Here is a 12,541-nt window from a genome sequence, read left to right as displayed (position 1 = left end):
CCCGGCTCGGCGGTCAGGCCTGTGTCGGCGTGGTTCCGAGCGCGGAGACCTCGTCGGCGGATGCTCGCACGCGGGTGACCGGACCGTAGTAGTCGCCGGCCCGCTTGTCGTGGCGAGCACGGTTGAGGATGCTGCCGAGGACCCGGGCCCCCGCCCCTTCGAGGAGCTTGATCGACTTCGCCGCATTGGGTCGGCGGGTCTTCGTCGCGTCGACGACGAAGAGGACGCCGTCGACCGACGAGGCCAGCAGGCTCGCGTCGGCGACGTTGAGGATGGGCGGGGCGTCGACCACCACGAAATCGTACCTCTCCGCCGACTGCTCGAGGAGTTCGGCCATCGCCCGTGAGGCGAGGATCTCCGCCGGGTTGGGCGGGGTACCCCCCGAGGGGAGCACATCGAGCGTCGACGACCGGAACGGATATCGCGCCGTGTCGAAGTCGTGCATCTTCAGCAGGACGGACGTGAGGCCCACCGCGTCGTCGATCCCGAAGAACACGTGCACCTGCGGGCGCCGCAGGTCTGCGTCGATCAGCAGGACGCGGTGGTTGAGGTCTGCCAGCGTCAGCGCGAGGTTGACGGCGACGGTCGACTTGCCTTCACCCGGGGAGCCGGACGTGACGAGCAGGGTGGATGTCCGCGAGCCCACGTTCGCGTAGGTGAGGGCCGAGCGGAGTCGCCGGAACTCCTCCGCCGATCGGCCCATGGGTTCCTGCGCGACGCCGGCGGCCCGGTGCGCCAGCAGCGGTGCGCGGGTGATGACCCCGAGCACGGGAGTGCCGCTGACCCGCGCCAGGATCTCCTCGTTCCGCACGCGGGTGTCGGCGGCGCTGAAGATCAGGGCGGCGGCGATTCCGAGGATGCCCCCCAGCAACAACCCGAGGAGAGCGTCCCGGGGCTTGTTGGGGGACGACTGGGATGCCGGTACCACGGCGTTGTCGATCGTCTCCGCCGTGATGGTCGGAGCGCCTTCCGCGCCCTTCGGTGAGATCTCGAGCACCACGTCGGCGAGCTCGGTGGCGACGGCATTGGCGAGCGCCGCCGCCCGATCGGCGTTCGTCGAGGTGGAGGTGATGCGGAGGATGACGGTGTCCTGCGGGATCGCGACATCGATCGAGCGGGCGAGCTCACGGGGCGTCGTGGCGATGCCGAGTTCGTCGATGACCGGCTCGAGGACCCGCGAAGTCGTGGCCAGCTGTGCGATCGAGAGCATCTGGTTCTGGGTGTACGCCGACCCCTGGTTCAGATCCGATGCGCTCGCCCCCTGATTGAGCGCGAAGTAGAGCGATGCCGTCGACTGGAACCGCGGTGTCTCGAGCGCGGACAATCCGTATGCGACGGCCCCCCCGAGCACGGCGCAGAGCGCGACCCCCCACCAGAACTTCCGCAGCGCACTCAACAGCCAATGCCCCGACCAAGGCGCTGTTTCCGCCATGGGTCCCCCTCCCCAAGAGTCCCTACATTCTACGGGGGTGACGGAGCTCACCGACAGGTCTCACAGATTCTCAGCGGGCTGCGGAGAGTACTCGGTCCTCCCCTCCGACCGCATGAGGGATTTCTCATCCGAAACAAGCGGTGAAAATGGCTCTGATACCGTCGACGACACTTTCCCCCCGTTCGCGACACTTTTTCCGTCGTCGCTCATTCCGTCGGTCCCCCCCACGGCGAATCGAGACCCCGCATGCTTTCGCTCCCCCTGTCCAGACGCGCTGTCGCCGTCCCGCTCGCTCTCGTGTTCATCCTGATCGTCGGGATGCTGGTGGGGGCCGGAGCCCCCGCATCCGCTGCTCCCGCGGTGTACGCGCGCGACGCGATGTCGCGCTCGGTGACGTCGGGGTGGGGCAAGGCCGAGCGCGGAGGCGGGTGGAGCAATCTCTCCGGCACCAAGGCCTCCGTCAGCGGAGGGAAGGCGTGGGTGGCCAGCCCCCGGCCGGGACGCACGTCACGACTCACGCTCCCGATCGCCGCCCGCGACGTCGACTCGCGGTTCACGGTGACCGTGCCGACCCTCCCCACGAGCGGGAGCGGGCTGTACCTCTCACACGGCGTCCGGGCCACCTCGAAGGGCGCTTACCTCGTCGGCGTGCGCGTCATGACCGGCGGTGAGATCGACCTGACACTCGAGAAGCGCTCCGGCGCCGCAGTGACCACGCTCGAGCGCGTGAGGCTGAAGGACCGCGTCCGTGCCGGTGCCACACTGAAGGTGCGGCTGCAGGCGACGGGATCCAGCAAGGTCGCGCTCACCGGCAAGGTCTGGGCGGCGGGAGCGGCCGAGTCCACCGCCCGTACGATCACGCATACGGACTCCTCGCCCGCGCGCATCGCCGGATCGGGTGCGGCCGAATTCTCCCTCTACACCTCGGCGCTCACGAAGGCGCTGCGTGTCGGTATCGACGACCTGACGGTGTCGGCAGCCGTGGCGGCGCCTGCGCCGAAGCCGACACCGAAGCCGATGCCGAAGCCCAGTGAGCCCACGTCGCCGCCTCCCGCAGCGGGGCAGGTCGCGGGCGCCCGCGCCGCCTCGGGAGCTGCGGAGCCGGGAACGCGAGACTTCCCCGTGCCGTCGAACGCGGTCATCGTCTCGCCGAGCGGCAGCGATTCCGCCGCCGGCACTGCGGCGTCGCCCCTGCGCACGATCACCGCGGCACTCAAGAAGGTCTCGAACGGCGGGACCATCGCCCTCCGCGGCGGGACCTACCACGAGAGCGTGATCATCCCGCCGCAGAAGCGGGTCACTCTTCAGCCCTATCGAGCCGAGGCCGTATGGATGGACGGCGCGGAGACGATCACGGGATGGCGGAAGTCGGGAAACGTCTGGATCCGCCCCGGGTGGACGCAGTCCCTCGACGCGAGCCCGACGTTCAAGCGCGGTGAGCCGGACGGGACGGAGGACGGCTGGCGTTTCGTCGACCCCGCCTACCCGATGGCTGCTCACCCGGACCAGATCTGGGTCGATGGACGGCAGCTGACGCAGGTCGCATCGCGATCGCAGGTCTCGAACGGCCGCTTCTTCGTCGACGAGAAGGCTGATGAGCTCGTCGTCGGCTCGGATCTCACGGGCAAGAAGGCGAAGGTGAGCACCCTCATCAGTGCTCTGTCGGTGCGCTCGGCGGGATCGCTCGTTCAGGGCATCGGCGTCCGACGCTATGCGACGAGCGTTCCGTCGATGGGGACGGTCACCATCGCCGCGGACAACGTGACGCTGTCGAACGTCACTGTCCGCGACAACTCGACGACCGGTCTCTACACCTGGTCGAAGAACACGACCCTCTCGGACGTGTCGGTCATCGGCAACGGTCTCCTCGGGGCAGGTGCGTCGCAGGCGGACGGCCTCGAGGTACGTCGGATGCTCTCGACGGGAAACAACCGGGAGCGCTTCAACCGCGCACCGGTGTCGGGCGCACTCAAGATCCACAGCTCCTCCGACGTCGTCGTCGAGGACAGCGTGTTCGCCGACAACTTCGGTCAGGGCCCGTGGTTCGACGAGTCGAACTACGGCGTCGTCTTCAGCGGGAACGACAGTCTGCGCAACACGGGCAATGGCGTCGTGTTCGAGCTGTCGGAGCGAGCGGTCTTCGCCGATAACCTCGTTGCGGACAACGCGCTGCACGGGATCCTGATCGCGAATGCAGGGGATGCGGCGATCTGGAACAACACCCTCGTGGGCAACGAGCGCAATATCGCGGTCACGCAGAACAAACGGCGCTCCACGAACGCTCTGATCCCCTGGATGAGTGACGGTGTCGTCATCGCGAACAACGTCGTGGCAGAGCCTCGGGGCGAATGTCTCGTGTGCGTTGACGACTTCTCGCGAGCCCTGGTGGGCGGCCAGATGGTGACCCGTGCCGAGGGCAACCTCTACCACCGCGCATCGCCCACGGCGCCGAGGTGGTTCGCGATCTACTCGCGTGGCGCTGCCGGATCGTCCGAGGGCTTCACGACCCTCGCTGACTTCAGGGCTGCCGCGGGGCGGGAGAAGCGATCGGTGCTTCTCGAGCAGGCCGCATCGCCCGTTCGCGAGGACTTCTCTCTGCGATCCGCCCAAGCCTCCCGGCAGACGGCGATCGCCGTGCCGGTGCCTGCTCAGATCGCTGCGGTCTCGGACCTGGGCTCCGGAGAGGTGAGCCTCGGCGCACGCTTCCCGTGACCGAGGGCGCGACGCAGCTTTTCCACTCCGCGGGTCCAGACGATCGCGGGAAGGTACCGCCGCCGGAAGCGACGGATGAATCGGTCGGCTGACGCGGCATCCGGGAACAGACCGAAGGTCGTCCACGCCTCGGCGATGCGATCGCGGGCGGCGGGGTCCGCGGCTGCGAGCACCTGGCGGTGGACGGCGAACACAGCGGCGTCCTCGCGGCGATGCTCCGCGATCGCCGCGCGCACCCCGTCGACGGACGCCGCCTTCGGCCACACCGTGGGCGACGGGACCGACCGGTTGTTGCGCAGGGCGGCGAGGCCGGGACCCCGCGTCTCCACCCACCCCGCGTAGAGGAAGAACTCGAGCAGCTTCCGGCGCTCGAACTCGTCCGCGAACGCCAGCCCCGACCGACGCTCGATGTCGTCCATCAGAGCGCGGACGGTGTCGGTGTCGAAGACGAACGGCGTCGCCGTCGGAGGGAAGGCGCCCAGTGCCTGTTCGGCCAGGGACGCGCCGGCGCCGAGATAGGTGAGGGTCCAGACGAGCGAACCGCGCAGGGGATGGGAGGTGTACGGGTGGGAGCGGCCGAACGCGCGTCCAGCCGTGTCGACGAACTCGGATGCGCTCGCGGCTCGCGTGAAGTGGTTCTTCGCGTCGAGGACGACGTAGTGCGTCGTCTGCACCCGGCGGGCGATCGCGAGCTTCGCGGCCTGCTGGCTGCGCCATCCCCCGGTCGCGCCGGGGTCGATGAGCTCGCTGGTCCGCACGAAGCGTACGCGGCTCTGCAGCGCGCCGTACTCCCGCAGCAGACGTCGACGCGACCTTCCGCTCAGGCCGAGGACGCAGTTGTCCAGGATGACGATGTCCTTGACGCTCGCGGGGTCCAGGTAGCGGGACATCGAACGAGCCTGAAGTTCGAGAAGCGGGACCTCGGCCTCGAAGACGACGGTCACGAAGGTGAGCGGAGACATCATCGGACGGCCTCGACGAGGTGCTGGACGTCGGCGAGGAGCTGCTGCCCCCGACGCTGCGCCTTCCGGGCATGCTCGGCGAGCTGCGGATCGTCCACTGCGGCGACGATGCGCTCGGCAGCGTCGTCGCCCGCGCCCGCATCGACCACATGGGGCCACCCCAGCTCGTTCATGAGGGGAGCGAACTTGCGCGAGTACGCCATCGCGATCGCCGGCGTGCCTGTCGACAGCGCGTTGAGGCAGGCGTGCATGCGCGCACCGATGACGACGGATGCCCCGGCGATGACGGCTCTGGCGTGCTCCAAGTCTCGGGGCACGACGAGGCCCACGCGGCCCTCGTATCGCTCGTGCAGCTCCCGGGCGACGGGGACGTCGTTGTCCGGGTCGGGGGAGTCGAGGACGTGGGGGAACAGCGTGATGGACCGACCGCGGTCGAGCAACCCGTCGATCACCGACTCGATCTGACGTCGGTAGACCTCGGGGTCGCCGTGCCGCGCGGAGCGCCAGAGCAGCCCCGACACATTCAGCAGCACGTCGTGACCCGGCTCGGGGACGGGCTGATCGATGCCGAACACGAGATCCGTCGTGGTGAGGTCGACGGGGCGACCGAGTCTCGCCGAGGCGGCGGCGCTGAGCGGATCGCGGGCGAGAACGAGTCGAGACCGGGTCACGTCGCGTCGCGCCAGTATCCGGGATCGGCGGGATCCGAACGGTCCGATGGTCTGCGGGGCGAGGATCGTCGGCACGTGTCGACGCGCTGCGAACTCATGGATCATCGACATCGTCATGTGACGCGGGAGACCGTAGATGTCCGAGAAGCTGTCGCCCGAGCGCGTGTCCCAGTAGAGGTCGAACCCGTCGATCCAGTCGCGCATGCCGCGGCGACCGGTCACCCACTCGCGCACGAGACCGCGCGGCGACCACGTGACGGGCTCCGGCTTCGAGCCGTAGTTCATGTACGTGAACTCGGCGTTCGGCCAGATGCGTCGGAGCAGGTCCTGCGACCCGCGTCCGAGGGCGCGTACACCGAGGTTCGGAGAGGTCTCATCCGTCCAGGCGAGGAGGATGCGCATGCGGTGTCCTTTCCGGCCGTCGGGTCACGGTGCCGCGCACGGCGGCCCGACGTCGGGGGTCTCGGGTCAGTGGGTGGAGTCCGGCCGGCGCCGCGCTCGACGCCCGAGCAGGTGCATCGACTCCCGCCGGGCGAGCCGGACGGCGAGGTCCTCGTAGTCACCGGCGATGTCGTCCCAGCGGAACGCCACCCGGGCACGCTCGCGAACGATGCGCCCCATCACCGCGGCGCCCGAGGGGTCGCCCTCGAGCGTGGCGAAATGCCGGGCGGCTTCCGCGGCATCCGCGAAGAAGAGTCCCTGCTCGGCCAGCGTCTCGTGGTTGAAGCCGACGTCGTACGCGAGCACCGCGGTGCCGGCACCCATCGCCCGCAGGAGTGAGGGGTTGGTGCCACCGACCGAGTGCCCGTGCACATAGGTGAGGGCGTGGAAGTAGAGGGCGTCCAGGAGGTCCTGGTCGAAGACACCGCCCAGGAAGTGGATGCGGGGGTCCCCGCCTGCGGCGGCGCGGATCTGCTGCGTGTACTCAGCGGCGTACGGCGCCGAGCCGACGACCACGAGGGGGCGGGTCGCCGAGCTCCTGCGGTAGCCCTCGACGATCTCGAGCACGTGGTTCTCCGGCTCGAAGCGGGCGACGACGAGGTGGTATCCGCCCGGTGCGAAACCGAGGGCGCGAACGCCGTCGGCCGGGGCATCCTCCAGGATCGGGGCGCCGTAGCGGATGAGCTCGGTCGGTACCCCGAACTCGCGGTCGTAGTAGTCGCTGATCCCGGGCGCATCCGCGATGAGCGCGTCGGCCGTGCGGACGCCGAACTCCTCGGCCCAGCGGTAGTAGGCCTTCCCGCGGCGGCCCCACTTCGATCGCTTCCACTCCAGGCCGTCCATGTGCAGCGCGGTCGGGATGCCGCGGGCCCGCAGCGCGGGGAGGAACGGCGAGTTCGCCGCGTTGAAGACGAAGGCGGCGTCCGGTCGTCGGCCGAACACGGCGTGGATGGCCGAGAGGCCGGTGTGGCTGAGCGTCTCGAGCTGCTTGACGCGCAGCGCCGGCAGGTGGACGACCTTCATGCCGAGGTACTCGCGGGCGCGGCTCTCGGAGCCTCGCGTGTAGACGGTGACGGCGTGCCCTCGCTCGACCAGCCGCCGACCGATCTCCTCGACCGCGGTCTCGAAACCGCCGTAGGAGGCCGGGACGCCGCGGGTGCCGATCATGGCGATCTCGAGGGTGCGGGTGGCGCGGGGCCGCTCGTCCTGCGTGAGGCGGACCGGCTCGGTATCGAGACGCCGCGGGATTTCGATGACCATCAGTACGCTCCCTCGGTGGTGACCATGACCTTGGCTGTCCGCCACATGAGAACGAGGTCCGTCATCACGGTCCAGTTCTCGACGTAGCGGAGATCGAGCCGGACGCTCTCCTCCCAGGAGAGGTCGCTGCGGCCGCCGACCTGCCACGGGCCGGTGATGCCCGGCTTGATGTAGAGGCGGCGGTGGACCGCGCCGTCGTAGGCGGTGACCTCGGACGGCAGCGGGGGGCGTGGGCCGACGACGCTCATGTCGCCGCGCAGCACGTTCCAGAACTGCGGCACCTCGTCGAGCGAGAACGACCGCAGGAATCGGCCGACCCGCGTCACGCGCGGATCGTGCCGGAGCTTGAACAGGGGACCCGACCCCTCGTTGCGGGCGAGCAGCGCGGCGAGTTCGTCCTCGGCATCCACCCGCATGGTGCGGAACTTGACGATGGCGAACTCGCGACCGTCGCGACCGACGCGCGCCTGCCGGAAGAAGACGGGTCCGCCGTCGTCGGCCTTGATCGCGATCGCGATCGCGAGAGCGAACGGCGCGAAGAGGGTGAGGGCGGCCAGGGAGGCGGCGACGTCCAGTGCGCGCTTGACGTAGAAGGCGGCGCCCTCGAAACTCGGGATCTTGACGTGGATGAGGGGCATGCCTTCGACGGGCCGGAGGGACATGCGGGGTCCCGCGACATCGGTGAGGCGACTCGAGATCACGAGCTCCGCAGCGGTCCCCTCCAATGCCCACGCGAGCCGCTTCACGTAGGACGGGTCGCCCACGGGCTGGCTCGCGACGACGATCGTGTCGCTCTCGTGGATCGCTGCGGCGCGCAGCACGGCGTCATCGCCGCGCGTGACCGGGTAGTCCACGCCGTCGACGGTGAGCGGGGACTCCGTGTCGTCGAGCAGGGCGACGCCCACGACGAGGTAGCCGAGCTGTCCCGTCGGCCCGAGGCTCCGGATCGCGTATTCCACATCGTCGCGGGAGCCGACGACGACGGTGCGAGAGGCGTAGCGACCCTCGGAGCGCTCGGCGAGGAGCCAGCGCCGCCACGCCCAGCGGGAGACCAGCAGGGCGAGGGTTCCGAGGGGGAGCGCTGTGAAAAGCTGCGCGCGGATGCCGTGCCACTCGAAGACGACGAAGACGATGGCGAGCAGGCCGAAGGCCAGCCCGGTCGCGTGGGCGACGCGGGCGTACTCGGTCGGCCCGGTCCCCACGACGGTCGTCGAGCGGGTGTTGAAGAGCCCGAGCGCGACCAACCAGATCACCGCGGTGGCGATCGCGATGATCACCGTGCTTCGCGGGGCGCTCGAGATGACGGCGGGCGCGGCCGCGTTCAGCGAGACGACGGCCGCGAAGGCGCAGGACACCGCTACCACGACGACGTCGTTCACCCGGAGGCGCGTGCGGAAGCGTCGTTCCCACTGCTGCCGGCCGACCAGGGCCGCCGAGGCGCGGGGAGCTTCACCGATCGCACCGCGGACTCCCGCCCGAGGACTGAGTCCGGGCAGTGTGAGACCCGGCGCGAGACCGTCGACCGCGGTCACCGATCGTCCCCCCAGACATCGGTCTGTCGCCGCATCATGCCCCCAAGCAATGTGCGTCACTGCATCCGCCCCCACGGCGTCTGCATGTTCCCCAAGTGAGCTTCGCGGTCCCCCAAAGACCTCCGCGCGACCCCCCGGCCGCGCGATCCACTCGGAGGCAACTGTAGCGCGCGCCGCCCGAGCGTGCGAGTCCGATTCGTAAACTCGGCGTCAGCGGATGTTCATCTCGTCATCCGCGCCGGCGGCCGGGGGCGCGTCAGGCGCCGAATGCCCGAACGAGTGTGACCAGCAGCGGGCCGAAGCGTCCGTCGATGCGGAAGCGTGCGAAGCCTTCCGACACAGCCCGCCCGGTGCGGGAGGTGACGAACCACGGCGGCTTCGGCAGCACGGAGAACCGCCCTCGGCCGAGGGAGCGAGGGAACGGCCGGAACGGCCCGCGCACGACGGTCCGCTCCACCCGGTCGAGCAGGAGCGCGTTGTGCACCACGCCGATGCCGCTGGGCGCGTCATCGATCGTCCCGCCGGGATATGCACCCCACGTGGCCGTCGGGGTCAGGAACCCGAACGCGGTCCAGGCGTTCACTGCGACGGTGCCGTACCTCAGGCGCGCGACGGCGTCGTCGAATCCCGTGCCGAGACCCGCCAGAGTCGCCGGGTCGATGAGGACGTTCGCGCCGAGGGTCCCGGTCAGTCGGTCGTTCGCATGCGCGATCGCGGTGTCGAGGAAGGCCGCACCGGTTCCCGGCAGGTCGACGATGCCCAGGACGGGGGCGAAGTACTCCGTCGTCTCGACCTCGCCGCCGCCGGTGACCAGAGCGCGTGTGTCGTCCGCGAACCAGACCGCGTCCGGGTACACGTCCCGTACGCGTCCGAGCCGCTCCACCGCGTTCGGATACCAGACGGGTCGCCGCGGCGCCCGCGTGAGAGCGCGGTGCAGCTCGCGCAGGAAGTCGTCGCGCTGCGCCCAGTCGCGGCTCATCAGCACGACCTGCCCGGCGATGCAGTTGTGTCCGCTGTTGTGCAGGCGCATCGTCGCGACGTGCTCCGCCTGGAAGCGCAGATCCGCCGCGGACCACCGCCCCGGCACGACGATGATCGGCGAGACTCCGCCGAGCTCCGCCGTGATCGGCGCGCGCAACCGGCCCTCATCCGAACCGACGATGGCGCGGAAGGTGGCTTCCGACCCCGTGACGTGGACGTGGTCGATCCCGGGATGCCGCGTGAGGTACGCCCCCACATCGCCGCCCCCACTGACGACGGAGACGAACCCTGCGCGGATCAGCGGTGCGAACACGCGCTCGAACACCGGCAGGAGTGCGTCCTGCGTGGGGTTCACCTTCAGGAGCGCGACCCGTCCTTCGGCGAGCAGTTCGTACAGGACGTCGAGGAACGGGATCGAGGTCACGTTCCCCGCGCCGAGGACGAGCCCGACGCCGCCGGTGCGGTGCGGATGCCGCGACGCGAGGCCCGCGGCATCCCTCGCCTCGTGCGGCGTGACACCGGGCTGCACCCACACCTCGGTGGTGTACCCCGACAGCAGCAGGCGGTCCGATGCACGCAGCGGCGAGGAGTGCACGACGGTGCGTCCCCCGGGCCCGGTGCCGATGCGGACGCCGGCGAGCGGGCTCCGACCGCGGGCGAGGGCGTCGAGGCTGCCGGCGTATGCGTCGAGTGCGACGAGCGCGGCATAGGGCCCCGCGAGCCACTCCTCGCCGGCCAGCGGATGCCGCGGCTCGAGGCCTTTGCTCTCGGCGGCGATGCGCGCCCAGTCTTCGGCCGCTGCTTCCACGGCCGAGCGGATCTCCCGGAGCAGGTCGCGACGTGCGGCGGCCGTCAGCGCGCTCCAGCCGGCGGATCCGGTGCGCAATCGCCCGAGCGCGCCGTCGAGCGCGGCACGGGTGTCGGCGTCGGGGGAGAGGTCCCGCGGCGTGGCCGGTGACGTCGTCGTCATCGTCGCGGCGCGGGTGGGCTCAGATCAGCGAGAGTTCGCGGAGCTTCGCGGCGACGTCGTCGTTGCTCGGCTCGACGTGGTGGCTCGCATCGGGGTAGACCACGACCGGGATGTTGGTGCGACCCGAGATCTCGCGCGCGACCTCGGCGGCCTCGGGCTCCGCCTCGAGGTCGATGTAGCGGTAGTCGACTCCGAGGCTGTCGAGCTGCGCCTTCGTGCGGCGGCAGTCGCGGCACCATTCGGCGCCGAACATCGTGATCTGAGCGGACGTGTCGGTCATCACTCCAGCGTACGCCCGCCCACCGCCGTGGGCGCGGCGTCGGGCTGTGCCGCGGTGCGCCCGGATCGGCGGGGCGCGTAGACGACGAGCGCGTGGAAGACGAAGCGCAGGACGAAGGCGGCGACAAGCGTGAGGGCGGCGGCGAGGACCGCCGGGATGTGGGCGCCCTCGACCAGGATCGACAGGACGGGGATGCGGACGATCGCCTCCAGGCCGTTGAAGCTGAAGGATTTCAGGAACCGCGTGAGCATGCGCCCCGACTCCGAGCGCATGTCGGAGAAGACGAGGTACTCGAGCAGCAGGAAGTTCGTGATGATCGTCACGATGCTCGCGACGACGGCCGCGGGGACGTAATCCATCCCGACGCGGATGAGTCCCCACATGATGACGAGGTTCGCGATCGCGCCGAACCCTCCGACGAGGGCGAACGCCGACATCCGCCCGAAGCGCAGCATCGCGAGCTGCGTCAGGAAGCGGACCCCTTGCGTGAAGGTCGCCTTCGAGGTGCCGGCGTGACGCTGTGCGAAGTCGAAGGGCACCTCGTCGACGCGCAGCTGACGCCGCGCGAGCACCTCGAGCAGGATCTTGAAACCGCGAGGACGCAGGGATTCGACGTCGACGGCCTGCGTGTCGAGCAGGAAGAAGCCGGTCATCGGGTCGGAGCAGTTCGCGAGCTTGCGTGGGAACATCGCCTTCGTGAGGGCGGTGGAGGCGCGTGACACGGCGGTCCGGGTCGCGTCGGCGAGCCCTTTCGAGGTGCCGCCGGAGGCGTAGCGCGAAGCGACGACGACGTCCACATCGCCCTGCTCGGCGCGCTCGATGAGGCGGGGGATGTCCTCGGGCGGATGCTGCAGGTCGCCGTCCATGACGAGGCACCAGCGCGAGTTCGCGGCCCGGAACCCGGCCACGACCGCGCCGCCGAGACCCGCGGTCGGCTGGTCGCGGTGGATGAGACGGACCGGGAAGGGCGACGTCCGCGCGGCGGCTGAGATGATGTCGGCCGTGTCATCGGTCGAGTCGTCGACGAAGATGACCTCGAAGACGCGATCCTCGAGCGTGTCGCCGATGCGCCGCAGCAGTTCGACGACGTTCGGACCCTCGTTGAAGGTCGGAACGATGATCGACAGATCCATGGCGGGGCTCGCGATGCTCGGCGGGCACGGGACGTCTCAGCCTAACCGCGCGCGTCGGGCCGGGACTGAGGATGTCCCCGGCGAACCTCGTGGGAGCGCTGAGGGACGGCGTCTTCCGGCGTCATCGCCCGGCCGATAGCCTGGCCGCACCCGACGAGAGGGGTTCG

At 70.0% G+C, this 12,541-nt stretch carries 9 protein-coding genes; 1 reads left to right on the top strand and 8 read right to left on the bottom strand.

Annotation, left to right across the window (positions count from 1 at the left end; all coding sequences use genetic code 11):
- Window positions 1-13: 13 nt before the first annotated feature.
- The gene (locus AB0259_RS09125; protein ID WP_366222147.1) at window positions 14-1,396 is read right to left on the bottom strand and encodes a polysaccharide biosynthesis tyrosine autokinase; all 1,383 of its coding nucleotides are present in this window, start codon (window positions 1,394-1,396) and stop codon (window positions 14-16) included.
- A gap of 282 nt (window positions 1,397-1,678) precedes the next feature.
- Between AB0259_RS09125 and AB0259_RS09120 the strand changes: the two genes are divergently transcribed.
- Window positions 1,679-4,144: a right-handed parallel beta-helix repeat-containing protein gene (locus AB0259_RS09120; protein ID WP_366222149.1), complete on the top strand. Its 2,466-nt coding sequence runs from the start codon at window positions 1,679-1,681 to the stop codon at window positions 4,142-4,144.
- On the opposite strand, the gene AB0259_RS09115 is transcribed toward AB0259_RS09120, so the two are convergent.
- From AB0259_RS09115 to AB0259_RS09085, 7 genes are all read right to left on the bottom strand, one after another.
- Window positions 4,081-5,109 (bottom strand): DUF6492 family protein, encoded by a 1,029-nt coding sequence (locus AB0259_RS09115; protein WP_366222150.1) that lies wholly within the window; start codon window positions 5,107-5,109, stop codon window positions 4,081-4,083. The genes AB0259_RS09120 and AB0259_RS09115 overlap by 64 nt on opposite strands.
- Window positions 5,106-6,179: a polysaccharide pyruvyl transferase family protein gene (locus AB0259_RS09110; protein WP_366222151.1), complete on the bottom strand. Its 1,074-nt coding sequence runs from the start codon at window positions 6,177-6,179 to the stop codon at window positions 5,106-5,108. The genes AB0259_RS09115 and AB0259_RS09110 overlap by 4 nt, the downstream gene beginning before the upstream one ends.
- A 66-nt stretch (window positions 6,180-6,245) precedes the next feature.
- Complete coding sequence (locus AB0259_RS09105; protein ID WP_366222153.1) at window positions 6,246-7,478, bottom strand: DUF1972 domain-containing protein; 1,233 nt, start codon at window positions 7,476-7,478, stop codon at window positions 6,246-6,248.
- Window positions 7,478-9,010 carry a sugar transferase gene (locus AB0259_RS09100; RefSeq protein ID WP_366222155.1) on the bottom strand — a complete coding sequence of 511 codons (1,533 nt, stop codon included), beginning with the start codon at window positions 9,008-9,010 and terminating at the stop codon, window positions 7,478-7,480. The genes AB0259_RS09105 and AB0259_RS09100 overlap by 1 nt, the downstream gene beginning before the upstream one ends.
- Before the next feature lie 256 nt (window positions 9,011-9,266).
- Entirely contained in the window at window positions 9,267-10,961 is a 1,695-nt protein-coding gene (locus AB0259_RS09095; RefSeq protein ID WP_366222157.1) for an aldehyde dehydrogenase family protein, read from the bottom strand.
- A gap of 19 nt (window positions 10,962-10,980) precedes the next feature.
- A complete protein-coding gene (locus tag AB0259_RS09090) occupies window positions 10,981-11,241 on the bottom strand; it encodes a glutaredoxin domain-containing protein (protein WP_251577814.1) in 261 nt (86 codons plus the stop codon).
- Window positions 11,241-12,374, bottom strand: coding sequence for a glycosyltransferase family 2 protein (locus tag AB0259_RS09085; RefSeq protein WP_366222159.1), 1,134 nt, complete (start codon window positions 12,372-12,374; stop codon window positions 11,241-11,243). Before AB0259_RS09085 ends, AB0259_RS09090 begins: the two co-directional genes overlap by 1 nt.
- Window positions 12,375-12,541: the final 167 nt, after the last annotated feature.

It is taken from the genome of Microbacterium sp. NPDC080005 (assembly GCF_040702445.1).
Classification (GTDB): Bacteria; Actinomycetota; Actinomycetes; order Actinomycetales; family Microbacteriaceae; genus Microbacterium; species Microbacterium oleivorans_D.
This window is presented reverse-complemented; position numbering and strand designations above follow the sequence as displayed.

What these genes read in the sequence shown, in the direction of transcription:
- AB0259_RS09090 (WP_251577814.1), bottom strand. Translation starts at nt 11,241, where the DNA reads ATGACCGACACGTCCGCTCAGATCACGATGTTCGGCGCCGAATGGTGC.
- AB0259_RS09105 (WP_366222153.1), bottom strand. Translation starts at nt 7,478, where the DNA reads ATGGTCATCGAAATCCCGCGGCGTCTCGATACCGAGCCGGTCCGCCTC.
- AB0259_RS09110 (WP_366222151.1), bottom strand. Translation starts at nt 6,179, where the DNA reads ATGCGCATCCTCCTCGCCTGGACGGATGAGACCTCTCCGAACCTCGGT.
- AB0259_RS09095 (WP_366222157.1), bottom strand. Translation starts at nt 10,961, where the DNA reads ATGACGACGACGTCACCGGCCACGCCGCGGGACCTCTCCCCCGACGCC.
- AB0259_RS09115 (WP_366222150.1), bottom strand. Translation starts at nt 5,109, where the DNA reads ATGATGTCTCCGCTCACCTTCGTGACCGTCGTCTTCGAGGCCGAGGTC.
- AB0259_RS09085 (WP_366222159.1), bottom strand. Translation starts at nt 12,374, where the DNA reads ATGGATCTGTCGATCATCGTTCCGACCTTCAACGAGGGTCCGAACGTC.
- AB0259_RS09120 (WP_366222149.1), top strand. Translation starts at nt 1,679, where the DNA reads ATGCTTTCGCTCCCCCTGTCCAGACGCGCTGTCGCCGTCCCGCTCGCT.